Origin of the sequence: Micromonospora sp. WMMD730, from assembly GCF_049178955.1 — a bacterium.
Classification (GTDB): Bacteria; Actinomycetota; Actinomycetes; order Mycobacteriales; family Micromonosporaceae; genus Micromonospora; species Micromonospora wenchangensis.
The window spans coordinates 3,918,575-3,936,043 of record NZ_JBMHML010000002.1; the positions used below are offsets into that span (position 1 = coordinate 3,918,575).

12 protein-coding genes are annotated in these 17,469 nt (G+C 74.8%); 5 read left to right on the forward strand and 7 right to left on the reverse strand.

Annotation, left to right across the window (positions count from 1 at the left end):
- Window positions 1–30: 30 nt before the first annotated feature.
- Together ACN265_RS17125 and ACN265_RS17130 are read right to left on the reverse strand one after the other, a co-directional pair.
- Complete coding sequence (locus ACN265_RS17125; RefSeq protein ID WP_421408521.1) at window positions 31–1,353, reverse strand: FAD-dependent oxidoreductase; 1,323 nt, start codon at window positions 1,351–1,353, stop codon at window positions 31–33.
- Window positions 1,353–1,931, reverse strand: a complete 579-nt coding sequence (locus ACN265_RS17130; protein ID WP_421408522.1) for a 4'-phosphopantetheinyl transferase family protein — start codon at window positions 1,929–1,931, stop codon at window positions 1,353–1,355. The genes ACN265_RS17125 and ACN265_RS17130 overlap by 1 nt, the downstream gene beginning before the upstream one ends.
- A gap of 220 nt (window positions 1,932–2,151) precedes the next feature.
- Between ACN265_RS17130 and ACN265_RS17135 the strand changes: the two genes are divergently transcribed.
- Window positions 2,152–3,171 (forward strand): methyltransferase, encoded by a 1,020-nt coding sequence (locus ACN265_RS17135; protein ID WP_421408523.1) that lies wholly within the window; start codon window positions 2,152–2,154, stop codon window positions 3,169–3,171.
- 34 nt (window positions 3,172–3,205) lie between these two features.
- On the opposite strand, the gene ACN265_RS17140 is transcribed toward ACN265_RS17135, so the two are convergent.
- Genes ACN265_RS17140 through ACN265_RS17155 form a run of 4 tightly spaced genes read right to left on the reverse strand, consistent with a single transcriptional unit; the run spans window position 3,206 to window position 7,314 of the window.
- The gene (locus ACN265_RS17140; protein WP_421408524.1) at window positions 3,206–4,135 is read right to left on the reverse strand and encodes an acyl-CoA thioesterase domain-containing protein; all 930 of its coding nucleotides are present in this window, start codon (window positions 4,133–4,135) and stop codon (window positions 3,206–3,208) included.
- Window positions 4,132–5,391 carry a glycosyltransferase gene (locus ACN265_RS17145; protein ID WP_421408525.1) on the reverse strand — a complete coding sequence of 420 codons (1,260 nt, stop codon included), beginning with the start codon at window positions 5,389–5,391 and terminating at the stop codon, window positions 4,132–4,134. The genes ACN265_RS17140 and ACN265_RS17145 overlap by 4 nt, the downstream gene beginning before the upstream one ends.
- Window positions 5,354–6,283 carry an SDR family oxidoreductase gene (locus tag ACN265_RS17150; protein WP_421408526.1) on the reverse strand — a complete coding sequence of 310 codons (930 nt, stop codon included), beginning with the start codon at window positions 6,281–6,283 and terminating at the stop codon, window positions 5,354–5,356. Before ACN265_RS17150 ends, ACN265_RS17145 begins: the two co-directional genes overlap by 38 nt.
- The gene (locus ACN265_RS17155; protein ID WP_421408527.1) at window positions 6,280–7,314 is read right to left on the reverse strand and encodes a ketoacyl-ACP synthase III family protein; all 1,035 of its coding nucleotides are present in this window, start codon (window positions 7,312–7,314) and stop codon (window positions 6,280–6,282) included. Before ACN265_RS17155 ends, ACN265_RS17150 begins: the two co-directional genes overlap by 4 nt.
- Window positions 7,315–7,643: 329 nt before the next feature.
- On the opposite strand from ACN265_RS17155, the gene ACN265_RS17160 reads away from it, so the two are divergent.
- Window positions 7,644–7,922: a phosphopantetheine-binding protein gene (locus ACN265_RS17160; RefSeq protein ID WP_363654658.1), complete on the forward strand. Its 279-nt coding sequence runs from the start codon at window positions 7,644–7,646 to the stop codon at window positions 7,920–7,922.
- 172 nt (window positions 7,923–8,094) lie between these two features.
- Here the strand turns inward: ACN265_RS17160 and ACN265_RS17165 are convergent, their stop codons facing one another.
- Window positions 8,095–14,544, reverse strand: a complete 6,450-nt coding sequence (locus ACN265_RS17165) for a type I polyketide synthase (RefSeq protein ID WP_421408528.1) — start codon at window positions 14,542–14,544, stop codon at window positions 8,095–8,097.
- Between the two features lie 345 nt (window positions 14,545–14,889).
- Between ACN265_RS17165 and ACN265_RS17170 the strand changes: the two genes are divergently transcribed.
- Genes ACN265_RS17170 through ACN265_RS17180 form a run of 3 tightly spaced genes read left to right on the forward strand, consistent with a single transcriptional unit; the run spans window position 14,890 to window position 17,410 of the window.
- Window positions 14,890–15,711 carry a glycosyltransferase domain-containing protein gene (locus ACN265_RS17170; RefSeq protein ID WP_377685720.1) on the forward strand — a complete coding sequence of 274 codons (822 nt, stop codon included), beginning with the start codon at window positions 14,890–14,892 and terminating at the stop codon, window positions 15,709–15,711.
- Window positions 15,708–16,406 (forward strand): class I SAM-dependent methyltransferase, encoded by a 699-nt coding sequence (locus ACN265_RS17175; protein ID WP_421408529.1) that lies wholly within the window; start codon window positions 15,708–15,710, stop codon window positions 16,404–16,406. Before ACN265_RS17170 ends, ACN265_RS17175 begins: the two co-directional genes overlap by 4 nt.
- Window positions 16,407–16,459: 53 nt before the next feature.
- Complete coding sequence (locus ACN265_RS17180) at window positions 16,460–17,410, forward strand: hypothetical protein (RefSeq protein WP_421408530.1); 951 nt, start codon at window positions 16,460–16,462, stop codon at window positions 17,408–17,410.
- The last annotated feature ends 59 nt before the right edge of the window (window positions 17,411–17,469 follow it).

Sequence of the window (17,469 nt, forward strand, 5' to 3'; positions counted from 1 at the left end):
TCCCGAGCGCCACGCTTCGTACGGCCCGGTTCACCGCCGGCGCAGCGCCGCCGCCCCGACCCGCCAGAGGATCTCCGGACGACGCAGCCGGGCGGGGCCGGCCGTCAGGTTGACGACCTCCAGGAAGGCCCGGTGCACCACCTCGTCGGTCACGGTCGCGTGCTGGACCGCCTCGGCCAGGCCCCGGCGCAGCCGCCAGCCGAACGGTCGGGCGACGGTCACGTGCGGCAGGTAGCAGTCCTGCGCGGCGGAGAAGTCCCAGGCGTCGTCCACCACCGCCCGGACCCGCCGGAAGTACCCGTACGCCGGCCGGTCCACCGCGCCGGGCTCGGCGAGCCACTCGCCGAGCGCGACCGCCTGTAGGGCCGCCACCGAGATGCCCTGGCCGTAGGTCGGGTTGAACGAGGCGACCGCGTCGCCGATCGCCACCAGCCCGGCCGGGAACCGGTCCAGCCGGTCGAAGTCGCGCCGGACGCTGTCCGGGAAGCGGTGCACGTACACCTCGCTGGCCGGCTCGCACGCGTCCGGCAGCAGCCGCAGCGGGGTGGCCGGGTCCGACCGGCAACGCTGCAGGAACCCGCCCAGGTCACGGCCCGGCCGCCGGTCGCCGTAGCCGCTGACCAGCGTCAGCCAGCGGTTCCCCTCGACGGGCGTCATCGAGCTGGGTCCGGTGCGCGCCCGGCTCGGCGTGTGGACCGAGTACACCGCCACGTGCCCGGCCAGCCGCTGGCCCGGTTCCCGGTGGAACAGGCAGGTGGCGTAGCCGAGGTCGAGGGCCATCCGGCGTTTGTCGGGCGCGGGGTAGCCGAGCCGGCCGAGCCAGTCGGCCAGCCGGCTGGACCGCCCGGTGGCGTCCACCACGAGATCCGCCCCGTGCCGCTGGGCGTCGGTGTGGCCCGGCGCGCGCACCAGCGCCCCGTCGACCCGGCCGGCGGTGGCGGTGAGCCCGACCGCGGTCCCGCCGACCAGGGCCACGTTGGGCAGCGCGAGGACCCGCCGACGGAGGTGCCACTCCAGGAACGGCCGGGACACGCTGACCACGCTGCCGCCGCGTACCGGGACCTTGGCCCGGCCGTTGAGGAACCACTGCGCGCCACCGGGACCGCTGGTGACCAGTTGGCCGCCCTCGCGCACCATCTGCCGTACGACGCCGGGCAGCAGCCGGTCGATGACCGTCCGGCCCCGGCCGAGCAGGGTGTGCGCCTGGCTGCCGTGCGGCGCGCCCCGGCGGATCACCGGGGCGTCCGCCAGCTGGTCGGGCTCGACGATCCACACGTGGTCGGCGTGGTCGGCCAGGACCCGGGCGGCGACCAGGCCGGCGATGCTGCCGCCGAGGACGAGCGCGGTCCGCATCAGCGACCGACGGCCGGCCGGGGGCGGCCGGGCCACGCGTGGGCGACCGCCAGGACGTGACCGGGCAGCTCCCGGTGGGTCACCAGGACGCCGGGGGCGTCGACGGCGGGCCGCCACGCCGGCGGTGCCGGTGGCGCGGTGCGCCAGCGCAGCAGTCGGCCGCCGCGCAGCCCGGTGCCGTGCAGCTTGGCCACCGCCTCCTTGCCGGTCCACAGCGCCAGGAAGTCGACGCCGCGCCGTTGCGCCGGCCGACCGCGCAACCAGTCGGTGTCCTCCGGGGCGAACCACCGCCGGCTCAGCGCCACCGCGGGCAACGGGCGCAGCGCCTCCACGTCGACGCCGACCGGTCCGTGCCGGGACACCGCCACCGCGACCAGGCCACGGGTGTGGCTGACGCTGGTGTGCCAGCCGGTGGCGACGCCGCGCAGCACCGGCGCGCCCGTCGCCGTGTGTTCCACCGTGACCGTGGCCGGTGGGACGCCGGCCATCGCCGCGGCCGTCTCGACAAGCAGCGCGCGGGCCGTCACCCGCCCGTCGTCCACCGTCCGGCGCAGCCGTACCACCAGGTCAGCCGGCACGACGGTACGCCCCGACGACCGTACGCCCCGCAGACCCGACGGAGCACCCGACCGCCGCGACCGCACCCATTCGATCCCCCACGGCTCCCCATTGACGACAATTGTCAGCGCACCCTGGTTAATGCGAGGATGACCGGGCCGAATTGACCATACCGAGGCGCCTGCGGGCCCGGCCCGCACTTCTCTGGACATTCACTAGAGTCTCAGTGGAGGGCCATCCGTGGCGCGTGACGACGACTACTTCCGCAAGCGGCTGCTCACCGTGCTCTGTGCCACCTGGACGGCGCAGGCGTGTTCGGTGTTCGCCCTGCTCGGTCTGGCCGACCGGATCGCCGCGGGCACCACCGGCGGCACCGAGTTGGCGGCCGCCGCCGGATTGGACCCGGTGGCGCTGCGCCGGTTGCTCGCCGCGCTCGCCGACGCCGGTGTCCTGCGCCAGACCGGTCCCGACGACTTCGTCCTGTCCGGGATGGGGGAATACCTGCGCACCGACGTCCCCGGTTCGGTCCGCGACACCGCGGTCCTGTACGGCCAGGAGGTCTTCGCCTCGTTCGCCGGCCTGCTCGACACCGTCCGCACCGGCCGACCTGCCTTCACCGACCGCTTCGGCGAATCCTTCTACCAGTACCTGGGCGGGCACCCCGAGCTGGCCGCGACGTTCAACGGGGCGATGTCCACCGCCCCGCAACCACCGCCGCCCCCCGCCCGGCTGTTCGACGACGCCCGTACGGTGGTGGACCTCGGTGGCGGCGACGGCGGCCTGCTCGCCGATCTCCTGCGGGCCCGTCCGCAGCTGCGCGGGGTCCTCGTCGAGCTGCCCGAGGCGGCCGCCCGGGGACGTGCCCGGCTCGCCGCCGCCGGGGTCCTGGACCGGGTCGACGTCGTCGTCGGCAGCTTCTTCGACCAGGTGCCCACCGGCGGGGACCGGTACGTGCTGCGGCGGGTCCTGCACAACTGGAACGACGGGAACGTCGCCCGGGTGCTGGAACGGGTGCGGGCGGCGATGCCGGCCGGGGCGCGGTTGCTGGTGCTGGAGGAGCTGCTGCCGGCACAGCCGCAGCACGCCGGCGCCGGCGCGGGCACCTGGGGGGCGCCCCGCAACCGGATCGTGGATCTGCTGATGCTGGTCCTGATGGAGGGCCGGGACCGCACCGCGGCGGAGTACGGCCGGCTCCTCACCAACGCCGGCTTCGCCGTCACGGGCGTCACCGACGGCGCGATCGAGGCGGTACCCGTCTGAGGGCGGCGGCGGGCCGTCCCGCCGTTGCCCCGGCTCAGCGGGCGGACCGGGTCAGCAGCAGGCCCTCCTGGGCCACCGTGGCCACCAGGTCGCCGTCGCGCGTGTACAGCCGCCCCGTCGCCAGGCCCCGACCGGCGGCCGCCCACGGGCTGTCGCAGTCGTACAGCAGCCACTCGTCGGCCCGGCAGGGTCGGTGGAACCACACCGTGTGGTCGATGCTGACGCCGAGGTCACCCGGACCCCACTCGGCCGCGTGCCCGGCCACCATCGCGCTGAGCAGCAGGGGCAGATCCGAGACGAGCACCAGCGCGCCGGTGTGCAGCGACCCTTCGTCGGGCAGCCTCCCGGCCACCCGCACCCAGGCCCGGCGGTGCGCCTCACCCGCCCGTTCCCCGTCGGTCCGCCCGCCGGGCGGCGGGCCGAGGTACCTGACGTCGAACGCGAAGAGCATGTCCTGCACCGCGGCCAACCGGGCGGGCGCGTCGGCGAGCAGCCGGGCCAGGGTCGGCACCTCGTCCGGCGGCGGGACCTCGGGCGCCGGCCGTCCGTGCGCCGGCCCGGTGCCGGGATCGTGGAACGAGGCGGTCAGGAAGAAGATCGGGGTGTCGCGCTGGAGGGCGACCACCCGCCGGGCGGACATGGACGGGCCGTCGCGCAGGGTCTCGACCAGGTAGGTGACGGGCCTGCGGCTGTCACCCGGCCGGGTGAAGTAGGCGTGCAGCGAGTGCACCGGTCGACCGGGGCGCACGGTGTGCGCGGCGGCGGTCAACGCCTGTGCGGCGATGAGCCCCCCGTACCGGCGGGTGGTGCCCCGCGTCGTGCCGCGTCCGGAGAACACCCCCGCGACGGCAACCAGCCGGTCCGTGGTGACCGTCGCGGGGTCGACGGTCACCAGGTCGAGCAGCCCGACCACCTCCTCGACGACCGCCCGGCCACGGTCGGCGGCGGTCGGTGTGCCGCTCATCCGGCGAGGTACTTGTCGACCTCGTCGGCGGCGACGAGCGTGCCGTGGGGTTCCGCGCGCATCTGCTCGCCGAGCTGTGCCGCGCGCCGCCGCAGCGCAGCGGTGGTCAGGCGGGACATGCCGGAGCGCAGCACGTCCTCGGACAGGTCGGTGAACCGCACGTGCACACCGGCACCGAGCCGTTCCAGCTGGTGGCCCCAGAAGGGCTGGTCGGCGTAGGAGGAGCAGACCATCGTGGGGATGCCGGCGCGCACGCCGGCGGCGGTGATGCTGGCGCTGCCGTGGTGCACCACCATGGCACAGTGCGGCAGCACCAGGTCGTAGTCCACGTAGGGCACCACCCGCAGCTCCGCTGACGTGGACGGCGCGACCCCGGCCAGCCCCCAGCCGGTGGCCACCAGGGCACGTACCCCGAGCGACCGGCAGACCCGCCCGATGCCCGCCATCATCGCCGCCGGATCCGCCACGTGCGTGCTGCCGAACGTCAGCAGGGCCGGCGGTTCGCCCGCCGAGAGCCATTGCGCGAGCTCCGGATCGAGGGTGGACATCCCGGCGCGGTCCAGGTCGTCCGGGGTCAACCGGAGGTCACCGACGATCGGACGGTAGGCGTCCCAGGTCAGGCCCGGCACCAGGGTGGGACTGTAGCCCTGCAGCTCCAGCGGTCGCCGCAGCCGCTTCGGGGGCGGCGGCATCGCGGGGAGGCCGAGCTGGCGACGGAACGCGAACATCAGGTCCCGCCGGTACCGCCAGGCCCGCCGGGTGTAGTGCAGGTAGGTGGCCCGGTTCGCCGCGGCGGTCGGCAGCGGGTCGAGGGCCACCAACGGATGCGGCACCACGTCGTTCGGCCGCGACGGCGTGAGGTCGTACGCGATGAGCGGGACGTCGTACGCCTCGGCCAGGGTCGCGGCCCACTGCTCGCTGACCACGGCGCAGACGATGGCCTCGGTGCCGGCGGTGATCTCGATCGCCTCGTCGCCGAACCGGCGACCGTAGTCCCGGTACGCCTCGATCGTGATCTGGAGGAAGGAGTCGAGGGTGCTCTTGGTGACCCACTCCCGGCCCCGCTCGGTCTGCATCATCGACTGCTGGTTCCAGCCGACCGGCACCACGTCGAGCCCGAGCTGCCGGGGCAGGTCGACCAGGTTCATCGACGCCCCGACGCGTACCTCGTGGCCGTGACGGGCCAGCTCGGCGGCGAGTGCCGTCAGCGGATAGACGTCACCGCGGCTGCCGAGCGCCAGGACGGTGATGCGCATCGTCGTTCCCCTCTGGTCCTCGGTGCGGCGTCGACGGGGTCGACCCGTCGCCCGCGTTCAGGTCGGTGGAGAACGCGAGCTCCCGCTGGTCCTCCAGGTCCGCCAGCCGCGCGGTCAGTCCGCGCCGGATCGAGGCGTACGCGTCGCTGCCGAGCGCGAGCCGCAGCGGGGCGGTCGGCCCGGTGGCGACGTCGACCACGGCGGCGGCCATCCTGGCCAGGTCGCCACGGCACGGCAGGCGGCCGTCCTGCGCCCGGCGACGCAGGATCGCCGCCGGGGTGCCCGCGTAGGCGGGCGACGCGGTGGTCAGCTCCTTGCTCCGCCCGAAGAACCCGGTGCTCACGGTGCCCGGCTCGACGATCGTCACGCCTATCCCGAAGCCCTTCACCTCGGCGGCCAGCGACTCGAAGAAGCCCTCCACGCCCCACTTGGTGGCGCAGTAGACGGCCGTGCCGGGTGACCCCCGTTGCCCGGCCATGCTCGACACCTGGATGATCCGCCCGCCGCCCTGCGCGCGCAGGTACGGCAGCACCGCCCGGGCCAGGTGGATGGGGCCGGTCAGGTTGGTCCGGATCTGCCTGTCGACCTGCTCGCCGCTGGCCTCCTCGGCCGCGCCGACCAGCGCGTACCCGGCGTTGCTGACCACCACGTCGAGGCGGCCGAGCGCGCGGGCGGCGTCGTCGACCACCTGCCGGATCCGGTGCGGGTCGGTGACGTCGAGCCGGGCCGTCCACAGTGTTCCCGTCCCGGAAGGTCGCAGGTCGGCCAGGGCGCGCGGATCGCGGGCGGTGGCCGCCACCGACTCGCCCCGGGCGAGCAGTTCGGTCACCAGCGCCCGGCCGATCCCGGTCGAGCTGCCGGTGACGAACCAGGTACGCGGGGACGCGGTCATGCCCCGGCCCACTCCGGGACGTCCAGGATCTCCAGGACCGCGCAGGACAGGGTGGCCGGCGCGCCCCCGTACAGCAGCAGGTGGTCGCCGGCGGTGAGCTGCCCGGTGACCAGCAGGTGGTTGAGGGAGAGCAGTTGGTCGCTCGCGCCGGTATGTCCGACGCCGCGACCGAACTGCCAGGTGGTGCGCTCCATCGTGATGCCCAGCGGCTCCACCAGGTCGTGCTGCACCATGTACGCCGCCGCGTTCCCGCAGATGACCCGGGTCATGTCGGTCAGCTTGCGGTCCGCCTCGTCGAGCGTGCGGTCGATCAGGTCGAGCCGGGCCCGGTTCCTCAGTTCGGCGGCGTCGGTCAGCGACATCACGTTGTCGCGGAAGTACTCGGCCCGTTCCCGCATGTCGATCATCCGGCCCTGGCCCGCCGCCGGTGGGTACAGCGGCTCGCCGCCCCGGTACAGCGGCTCCACCTCGGGCACCGCGACGCTGCCCACGGCGCGTACCCGGGCGAAGCCGTGGTCGCGGTCCAGCAGCAGCGCGCTACCGGCGTCGCCCAGGATGAACCCGGGTGCCGAGTTCCACCTGTCGATCAGCGGTGAGCCGAGGTTCTCCGCCGTGGTCACCAGCACCGTCGCGCCCGCCGCCGCGCCGGTCAGGTGCCCGGCGGCGATCTCCAGCGCCGCGAACACCCCGTTGCAGCCCAACCGGACCTCGAACGCGGGGGCCGCCGTACCGACGACCTCCCGCTGGATGTACGGGCCGGGCAGCCACATCTCCGGGCCCTGGTGGTGGATGGAGGCGTGCAGCACCAGGCCGATCCCGGTGGGGTCGGCGGCGGCGCGGGTCAGCGCCTGACGGGCCGCGTGCACGGCCATCTCCGGCGGTGAGACGTCCCCGGCGACGCAGGCGCCGGTCAGCCGGTTCTCCAGGTAGGCGGCCGGGCTGTAGTCGCCGCGCCGGGCGGCCTGGCCGGCGTCGACCACGGGGGGTTGGAAGACACCCAGCCCGGACAGGTGAACGTTGGTGATCTTCAAGCGCGTCTCCCGGGTCGGCCGGCCATGGCGCCACGTCCGCCTTTCGCAAGGACTGTAGTTGCCCCGCGCGGCGGGGCGGTGCACGCGACCTCGACGCCGGGCTGAGAACTGCTCGAATTCCGCCGCCGCTCCGCCTTGCGCACCCGTGGAGGCCATTTCCGGCGCATTGACCGGCGCGAGTGCCCGTTGATAGCTTCGGCCCACTCATTTCGGCAGTACGTCGTCGACCGACGTGATGACGCCGCAGGTCGTCGGTGACGGAGGATGACGTCGTCGACCGACGCCGGCCCCGCCGCTCCCGCGCCATCCGACAGGAAGGTAGCCCCACCATGTCAGCCGACGAGGTCCTGGCGTTCACCCTGCAGTCGCTGCGCGAGATGAACTTCTACACCGACGACACCGGCCCCGACTCGATGCTCGGTCCGTCCGGTGTGGACCTCGACTCGCTCGCCGTGTCCGAGCTCGCGCTGCGGGTCGAGGACCAGTTCGGCGTGACGTTCGACGACGACGACATCGAGACGCTCGCCATCATGACGCTCGGCGAGTTCGCCGCGGAGGTGGCCCGGCGGGCGGAGCTGATCCCGCAGGCCGACGCGGCCCGCGGCTGACGGCGCGACGGGCGACACCCGACGTACGACATGGTGGCGGTGACCGGCACGTCCGGTCACCGCCACCGGTCGTGCCGGGCCCCGGCCGCGCCGGTGAGCGGGGCCGGGCAGACCGGGGCCGGCGGACGGCTACGCGGGGCGACCCGCCGCACCGCCCACCGGCCCGGCCCCGTCAGCGGCGGCCGGCCTCGCCGAGCTGGCTGAACACCTCGCCGGCCAGCTCGGCGACGCTGTGGCCGCCGAGCATCTTCGCGATCGGCAGCAGCATCCCCAGGTCGCGCTGGACCCGGGTGCGGACCTCCACGGCCATCAGCGAGTCCAGGCCCTGCCGCTTGAGCGGACGCCGGGTGTGCACCTGCGCCGACGGCATGCCCAGCACCTCCGCGAGGACCCGGGCCAGGTAGCGCTCCACGGCGTCCCGGTCGGTCAGCGTGCCCGCCACCCCGGACCCCGCCTCCCCTGACCCCACCGGTGCGGAAGGGGTCGGCACCGGGGCGGGTGGGGCGTCGGTGACCGGGGCGGTGGCCTCGGGTCGCGCCGGGGACGGGGAGGTCGGCGGCGGCGACCAGGGCACGACGGACGCCGGGGCGGCGGGCGCGGCGACGGCGGTGGGGTCGGCGAGCAGGTCACGCAGTAGTGGCGAGGTCGCCGCGTCCGGATGCGCGCCCGCCCACCGCCGCCAGTCCGCCGGCAGCACCACGCCGTGGGTGGCGTCGCGGGCCAGCAGCAGGCGCAGCGCCTCGATGCCCTCCCGGGGGCTGAACGTGTCCATGCCGGCCGGGTTGATCGCCCGACCGTGCTCCCGGCCGACCCGCGCGGGCATGCCGACCGACCAGAAGCCCCAGTTCACGCTGAGCGCGGTCTGCCCGGCGAGCCGGCGCTGGTCGGCCAGCGAGTCCAGGGCGGCGTTCGCGGCCGCGTACGCGCCGAGCATCGGGGAGCTGAGCACCGCCGAGCCGGAGGAGAACAGCACGAAGAAGTCCAGCGGCTGCCCGGCGAACAGCCGGTGCAGCACGGCCGCGCCGGTGACCTTCGGGCGCAGGACCGCCGACAGGGTCGGGTCGTCCAGCTCGGACAGGGCGCGGTACTCGATCACCCCGGCGGCGTGCACCACACCCCGGATCGTCACGCCGTCGGTCCCGTACCGCCCCACGACCGCCCGCATCGCCTCCTCGTCGGCCACGTCGACCGCCTCGTACGCCACCCGCACCCCGTGCCGCCGCAGCTCCGCCAACCAGTCCGCGCCGCCGGCGCCCGACAGCGGGGTACGCCCGGTGAGCACAAGGTGCCGGGCCCCCTCGCGGACCAGCCAGTCGGTGACCACCCGGCCGAGGTCGCCGAGCCCGCCGGTCACCAGGTAACCGGCGGTCGGGTCGATCCGGACCGGGCGGTGCGGGGCCGGTGCCGGGGTGGGCTGCGGCGCGGTCAGCTCCCCGACGGACACCAGCACCTTGCCGACGTGCCGGGCCTGGGCCATGTGCCGGAACGCGCCGACCAGGTCGGTCGCGGGGAAGACGCGGTACGGCAGCGGTTCGAGCAGACCGGCCTGCACCAGGGCCAGGGTCTCCTCGAGGATCGCGCCGAGCCGGCGTGGTTCGTTGAGCCCGAGGTCCACCACGTCGACCACGAAGAACGACGCCCCGCGCGCCAGCAGCCGCAGGTCCAGCCGGGTGCCCTCGACCAGGTCACGCCGGCTCAGCTCGACGTAGCGCCCCCGGTCGGCCAGCAGCTCCACGCTGCGGAGCAGGCCCTCCCCCGCCTGCGTGTTGAGCACCACGTCGACGCCCTCGCCCCGGGTGGCGTCCCGGATCTCCTCGGCGAACCCGGTGCCCCGCGAGTCGGACACGTGCGCGACGCCCATCATCCGCAGCAGCGCGCGCTTGTCCGGGCTGCCGGCGGTGGCGTACACCTCGGCGCCGCGCCAGCGGGCCACCTGTACCGCGGCCAGGCCCACCCCGCCGGTGGCGTGGTGGATCAGCACCCGTTCGCCGGGCCGTACCTGCGCCAGGTGCACCAGCGAGTGGTACGCGGTGACCAGGGCCACCGGCACGGTGGCGGCCTCCTGCGCGGTGAGCCGGGACGGCCGCCGGCGCACCAGGTGCGCGTCGACGCAGAGGTGACTGGCGGCGGGTGCGCGCAGCGAGATCGCCACCACCTCGTCGCCGGGCCGCAGTCCGGCCACGCCCGGTCCGACCCGGGTGACCGTGCCGGCGCACTCGCCGATCACGCCCGCGGGCTGGTCGGACAGGCGCGGATACAGGTCCATGGCGATCAGCACGTCGCGGTAGTTGAGGGCGAGGTGGTCGGCGCGGACCTCCACCTCACCCGGCCCCGGCGGCCGGCGCGGCACCGGCACCAGGCGCACCCCGTCGAGCAGGCCGGGCGAGGTGACCTGGAGCTGGTGGGTGACGTCGGCGTCGTCCGGCCGGGCGGTGGGCGTGGGCAGCAGGCGTGCGGCGTACCGCTGGCCGTCGCGCAGCGCCACCTGGTCCTCCGGACCGGCACCGGCCAGTTCGCGGTCCAACGCGGCGGCGAGTTCGGCGGGTGGGTCCGCCGGGTCCAGGTCGACGAGGGCGCAGCGCAGTTCCCGGTGCTCGTGGGCGACGACCCGGCCCAGGCCCCAGAGCGCGCCCTGCCACATCGACACGGTCCGGTCGGCGTCGCGCACCCGGTGCGCGCCCCGGCTCACCAGCGACAGCCGGGGCGGCTCGGGCAGGCCGGCGTCGGCGAGCGCCCGCAGCAGCCGCAGGACGCTGCCGCAGCCGAGGCGTTCGGCGTCCCCGGCCGCCTGCTGCGCCGACTGGGAGCCGTCGGGCTCGTCAAGCGTCCAGAGGTGCACCACCTCGGTCGGTGCGAGGCCGTCGAACCCGGCCCGGACGTCGGCGAGCAACCGCCGGTACTGCGCCGGTGCCGTCGGGTCGATCTCGTACCGGTCGGCCGCCAGCCGTTGGTACCCGCCGCCCGCGAACACCCTGACGTCGGCGGGCAGCGCGTCGCCGACGCCGGACCGGTCGGCGAAGACCAGGCGGCGGCCGGCCGGCCGGGGCGCGTCGGGCAGCGCCGGCAGCGGCTGCCACCGCAGTTCGTGGAACCATCCGTCGGGGTCGCGTACCGAGTCCGGGGGTTGCAGGTACTGCAGGCGCAGTCCCTCGATCTCGACGATCACCCGGCCGTCGGCGTCGGCCACCACGAGGTCGCCACAGACCGAGTCGGACCGCCAGGCGGTGACCGCGACGGCGTGCGCCCAGCCGGGGACGCCCGGGTCGGGGTGGATCGTCACCGCGTCGATGCCGCCCAGGACGAACGCCGACGACCGGTCCTCGGCCGGGATCAGCGACGCGAGGACCTGCCCGCACGCGTCCAGCAGCGCCGGGTGGCAGGTGTACCCGGCCGGGTCGACCCCGGCGGGCACCTGGATGCGGCCGAGGGCCTGACCGTCGCCCGTCCAGAGTTCCGCGACGCCCTGGAACGCGCCCTGCCACTCGTTGCCCCGCGCGGCGAAACGGCGGTAGAAGTCGACCCCGGTGAGGTGGTCGGGGCAGGCGGCACGGGTCGCCTCCACCGGCAGCCGGCGTCGCTCCGGCGGCGGGGTGCGGGTGACCGTCGCGGTGACGTGGGTCGTCTCCGCCCCGGTCACCGCCACGTCCCAGGTGTCGGGCCCGCGCGGGGTGAACGTGGTGGTCAGCGCGGGCGGCGGCTGGTCCGGACGTAGGAACAGCGCGTCGAGGTAGCGGATGTCGCCCAGCACGGGTGTCTGTCCGGCGCAGATCCCGGCGGCGGCGGTGTGCAGCAGCTCGACGTACGCGGTGCCCGGCACGACCACGGTGCCCTGCACCCGGTGGTCGAGCAGGTACGGCTCGCGGGCCGGGTCGACGACCCGGTCCACGCGGTGCGGGGCCGGTTGTCCGGCCGGGGCCGGGGCGAGCCAGTACCGCTGGCGCTGCCACGGGTAGGACGGGAGCCGCACGTAGCGGGGCGGGGGCCCGCCGACCACCCGGTGCCAGTCGACCGGGCAGCCGGCGCGGTGCAGGGCGGCGACGGTGTCGAGCAGGCTGGCCCGTTCCGGCTCGTCGCGGCGCAGGCAGCCGACGGCGGCGCCGTCGGTCCCGGTCGCGGCCAGGGTCTCCTGGATGGCCGGCAGCAGGATGGGGTGCGGGCTGATCTCGACGAACACCGTGTCGGCCGATCCGGCGAGGTGTGCCACCGCGGCACCGAACCGCACCGGTTCGCGCAGGTTGCGGATCCAGTAGGCGGCGTCCCATCCGGACCCGTCGCAGGGGGCGTCGTCCACGGTGGAGTACAGCGGGACGTGACCCGCGCGGGGGGTGACGTCGCCGAGGTCGGCCAGCAGGTCGTCGCGGAGCTGGTCCATCTGCGGGCTGTGCGAGGCGACGTCGACCCTGACCTGCCGGCAGAACACGCCGCGTTCGTCGAGGTCCGCGACGATGGCGGCCAGCGCCTGAGGGTCGCCGGAGAGGACCGTAGAGGTGGGGCTGTTGCTGACCGCCACGGACACGAGGTGCTCGTGGCCGGCCAGCGCGGCCTGGGCGTCGGCGGCGGACAGCTCCACCGAGTACATGACGCCCTGCCCGGCGACGCTGCGCAGCAGCCTGCTGCGCCGGCAGATGACCGCACCGGCGTCGGCGAGGCTGAGCGCGCCCGCCGCGCCGGCCGCCGCCACCTCGCCCATGCTGTGCCCGACCACGTGGTCGGGCTCGATGCCCCAGTCGCGCAGCACCGCGCAGAGCGCGGTCTGCATCGCCCACAGGGTCGGCTGGACGGTGTCGATGGACGCCGGGGCGTCCGTCTCGCCGGTCAGCCGGGCCAGCAGCGACCAGCCGACCTCGGCGCGGATCACCTCGTCGCAGCGGGTGAGCGTGTCGCGGAAGACCGGTGAGCGGGCCAGCAGTTCGCGGCCCATGCCGTCCCACTGCGAGCCCTGTCCGGGGAAGACGAAGACGACCGTTGGCCGGTCGCCGTCCACCGGTGCGGACGCGGTGACGCCCAGCCGGGGGCGGGACTCACCGGCGGCGTACGCCCGTAGCCGCTCGACCAGGTCGTCGGGGGACGCGCCGACGGCGGTCAGCCGGTTCTCGTGGTGGTCGCGGCGGGTGGCCGCGCTGAAGCACACGTCGCGCAACGGCAGGTCCCGGCCGTCGCCACCCGGCCCGAGGAACCGCGCGTAGTCGGTGGCGAGGGCGGTGAGCGCCTCCCGGTCGGGTGCGGAGAGCACCAGGAGCTGCTCGGCGTCCCCGTCGGATGTGTCCCCGTCGGCGGGCGCGGGCGCCGGTGCGGGCCCGGTGTACTCGCCGAGCACCACATGCGCGTTGGTTCCGGAGATGCCGAACGAGCTAACCCCGACCAGGCCCGGCCGGTCGGTCTGCGGCCAGGGGGTGCGCTCCCGCACCAGTCGTAGCCGCAGCCCCGCCCAGTCGACCGCGCCGGTCAGCTCGGCGGCGTGCAGGCTCGGCGGGATCTCCCGGTGCTGGAGCGCGAGCACCGCCTTGATGACCCCGGCCAGCCCGGCGGCCGCCTCGGTGTGGCCGATGTTCGTCTTGACCGAGCCGACCAGGCAGTGCCCGTCCCGGCCCGCGCCGGCCACCGCGCCGAGGGCGCCCAGCTCCACCGGGTCACCGGCCGGCGTCCCGGTGCCGTGCGCCTCGACGTAGTCCACCAGCGTGGCGGGTACGCCCGCGTCGGCGTACGCCGCGCGCAGCGTCTCCTCCTGGCCGGGCTGGGAGGGTGTGAGCAGGTAGCCGCCGGACTGGCCGTCGTTGCCGACCGCGGACCCCCAGATCACCGCGTGGACGGCGTCGCCGTCGGCCTCGGCCCGGTCCAGCGGTTTGAGCACCAGCACGGCGACCCCCTCGCTGCGGACGAAGCCGTCGCCGTGGGCGCTGCCGAACTTGCACCGGCCGTCGGCGGCGAGCATCCGGGCCGCCGAGAACGGGATCGTCTCCTCGGGGGCGATCACCAGGTTCACCCCGCCGGCCAGCGCCAGTTGGGTCTCCCCGTTGCGCACACTCTGGTAGGCCAGGTGCAGCGCCGCCAGGCTGGAGGAGCAGGCGCAGTCCACCGCCATGCTGGGGCCGCGCAGGTCGAAGGCGAAGGACACCCGGCCGGCCAGGAAGCTGCGCGCGCCGCCGGTCGCCGCGTGCAGGTCCAGCACCGACGCGTCGCTGAGCAGCTGCCCGTACGCCGAGGACATGCCGCCGACGTAGACGCCGGTGCGGGTGGTGGACAGCCGGTCGCGGGTCAGGCCGGCATCGGCCAGCGCCTCGGCCGCGGTCTCCAGCAGCAGCCGCTGCTGGGGGTCCATCCGTTCCGCCTCCCGGGGGGCCACCCCGAAGTAGCCGGCGTCGAACTGGTCGATCTGGTCGAGGAAGCCGCCCCGGCGGCTGACGATCCGGTTCGGCGTGCCCGGTCGCGGGTCGTGGTAGGCGTCGATGTCGTACCGGCTGGCCGGCACGTCGGTGGTCGCGTCGCCGCCGTCGCTGAGCAGACGCCAGAACTGCGCCAACCCGTTGGCGCCGGGAAACCGACAGCCGATGCCCACCACGGCGACCGGTGTCCCGCCCGGTGTCCCGGCCCGTGTGTGCGCCGACTCGTCCCGTCCGGTCATCCGCCCCGCCTCTCTCGGCGTCGTGTGCTGGCTGCGCCCCGAGTCTCCCGGCCACCGCTTGGGAACGGCTCGAGAAACCACGGACGCCGGTGGGCAGACCCGCTCGCCTTCCGGTCGGAACCGCCGGCGCCGGGTTCCGACCGGCGGTGCCCGGCGGTGGCCCCGTCCTTGAGAACGGCTCGACGACAGCTCTCGGACGGGGCCGGGGACGGTGCCGCGGGTCGACAACGACGGTCGTGGATCGATAGTTTGGCAGCCGGTCCGACCCCGGCCCACCGGTCGGGCACCAGGGCGCATCCGGTGCGGTCCAACGGCACGAACCGTCAGCACGATTGGACGCCGACCATGAGGGTCATCACCATCGCCACCGACCTCGAACACCCCTTCCTGCAGCGGCTGCTGGCGCCGTCCTGCGCGGCGGTGGGGCTCGACCTGGTCGTCCTGGAGGGCCGGCAGCGGGGGTTCCGGCCCCGGGACAAGCGGGCGCTGCTCACCGATCATCTGGCCCGGCACGTCCCACCGGACGAGCTGGTGCTGTTCACCGACGCGTACGACACGCTCCTGCTGCGTGGGGAGGAGCACATCCGCACGGCGTACGCGGGCTTCGCGCAGCGGGTCGTGTTCAGCGCCGAGCCGAACAGCTGGCCGATGGGCCCCGTCGGTCTCGCGTTGCACGAGGACCCGCCCGTCGGCCCGTACCCGTATCTCAACAGCGGCGGTTTCCTCGGGCCCGCCGGTGACATCCTCGCCCTGTGCGCGGCGTATCCGGACCCCCCGAGCGGACGTTTCCCGCTGCTGAACCGGCTGCGGGCGCACCAGGTCGACACGGACCGGCTGCACGGCACGAGCGACCAGTACTACTGGACCCTCGTCCAGCTCCTCGAACCGGACACCGTCGGGCTCGACCACGGGGCCGTCCTGTTCGAGAACTTCGCGCCGAGGGTCACCAACTTCTGCGAGCTGAACCGCTGGACGGACGACTTCCGCACCCACGGCAGGCAGTCGGCAAGCTACCGGCGGGAACGCTCCCGGCTCCTGTCGCGGCTGCGCACGCCCAGCGGGGCGGCCCAGGTGCACTTCGCCTCCGCCCTGGCCAAGACGGTGGTCCTGGACCTGCTCGACGAGGGTCTGCTGCCCTCCTGGCTGGTGGGGATGGTGCCCCGGTGACCGCGCGACCGGAGTACGAGCAGCGCCACCGTCCGTCGCTGCAACGCAACGAACTGCAGCGCAACGACCTGCTGGCCATGCAGGCGCTGGCCCCGCTGTCGCTGACGTACCTGCCGTGGAGCGCGAGCGCCATGCGACCGAGCGGGGTGGTCGCGGTGCTCAACGAGATCATGGTCAACCGTCGGCGGTGCGTCGTCGAGCTGGGCAGTGGAGTCTCCACCTTCTACATCGGCCGGCTGCTGCGGCAGCGGGGCGGACACCTGTGGACCGTGGAGCACGACGGGCGCTGGGCGGAACTGCTCGGTCAGGAGTTGGCGCGCGAGGGTCTCGGCGACGTGGTGACCGTGGTGCACGCCCCCCTGACGCCTGTCGAGTCCCGCTGGCCGGACGAGGAGTCGACCTGGTACGAGCAGCGCCGCCTCGCGGAGATGACCGCGGGTCGGGCCGTCGACCTGCTCGTCGTCGACGGGCCTCCCGCCTACCAGGCGGCGAACGCGCACGCCCGCCATCCCGCCGGGCCCTTCTTCGCCGCTCGGTTCGCCGCAGACTTCGCCGTCGTGCTCGACGACATCGACCGGGATGGTGAGCAGGACATCATGCGGTGCTGGGAGGAGGATCTGGGGGTGACGTTCGAGCACCGCCCGACCAATGGCCGGATCGGCATCGGCCGCCCCGGCCCCGCGTTCACGGTGTGAGCAGGGCCGGTGCCCCTGCGGCGGGTCGGGTCCCGGATGGCTAGCATCGCCCCGTGATCGAGGAGCTGGTCCGGCAGGTGTCCGCCGGTGACGACGAGGCGGTCGAGGAGTTGTCCCTGGTGGCGGACGCCGAGCCGGGCAGGCTGACGCCACACCTGGGCTCACTGCTCGACCACGACGTGCTGTGGCCGGGAAAGCTGTACCGGGCGGCGGACGTCGACGTGGTGCGTCGGATCGTCGCGCGCGTCGACGGAGGGCGGACACCGGAGCAGCTCAACCACCTGCTGGTCGCCCTGGCGCACACCGCCCACCCGCTGGCCGAGGACGCCCTGCGTCGCTGGTCGGCGCAGCCCCCGCCCGGCGCGGACACGCTGCACGTCGACATCCTGGACTACGCGCCCGAGGGCGGCTGGACGGTCGACCCGCAGGGCCACCGGCGCGACCTGTGCGGTGACACCGCGTACCGGTGGCTCATGCGTGAGGCACCACGGCGGCCGGACGGGGCGATCTGCCCGTGGTGCGCGTCGCCGCTGTGGACGGCTGCGGACCTCGACCCCGCGGACCCCGCCGTCGGCGTCGCGTTGGCGCACACCGGCTGGTCCGGCCGCCTGGTGATCGAGACGTGCCACTTCTGCGCCTGTTACACGACGCTGTACAGCCGGGTAACCCCGGACGGCGGCACCGGCTGGTGGACCGGTAACACCCGCCCCGACTATCTCGGCCCCGCCGGGACGGAGGATCCGCCGGCGCTGCTGCCCGTCCCCGGGGAGGTCCGGCAGAGCCCCTACCAGGCCAGCGCGTGGGAGCAGGGCGGCTCGACGCTGGGTGGCCGGCCCGACTGGATCCAGGACGCCGCCCACCCCGACTGCCCCGGGTGCCGGCAGCCGATGGACTACGTCGGTCTGGTCGGCGGCGCGGATCTGGACGAGTACGGCGAGGGCGCCTACTACCTGCACCTGCACCGGCCGTGCGGGTTCGCCGCCGTCAACTACCAGCAGAGCTGACCCGCGCGGTGCCCCGGGGCGGCCACCCGCACCGGGGTGACCGCCCGTTCGGGGTACCG

Excerpts from the sequence above, each read along its gene's own strand:
- ACN265_RS17160 (WP_363654658.1), top strand. The coding sequence starts at position 7,644 with ATGTCAGCCGACGAGGTCCTGGCGTTCACCCTGCAGTCGCTGCGCGAG.
- ACN265_RS17125 (WP_421408521.1), bottom strand. The coding sequence starts at position 1,353 with ATGCGGACCGCGCTCGTCCTCGGCGGCAGCATCGCCGGCCTGGTCGCC.
- ACN265_RS17165 (WP_421408528.1), bottom strand. The coding sequence starts at position 14,544 with ATGACCGGACGGGACGAGTCGGCGCACACACGGGCCGGGACACCGGGC.
- ACN265_RS17145 (WP_421408525.1), bottom strand. The coding sequence starts at position 5,391 with ATGCGCATCACCGTCCTGGCGCTCGGCAGCCGCGGTGACGTCTATCCG.
- ACN265_RS17140 (WP_421408524.1), bottom strand. The coding sequence starts at position 4,135 with ATGAGCGGCACACCGACCGCCGCCGACCGTGGCCGGGCGGTCGTCGAG.
- ACN265_RS17150 (WP_421408526.1), bottom strand. The coding sequence starts at position 6,283 with ATGACCGCGTCCCCGCGTACCTGGTTCGTCACCGGCAGCTCGACCGGG.
- ACN265_RS17170 (WP_377685720.1), top strand. The coding sequence starts at position 14,890 with ATGAGGGTCATCACCATCGCCACCGACCTCGAACACCCCTTCCTGCAG.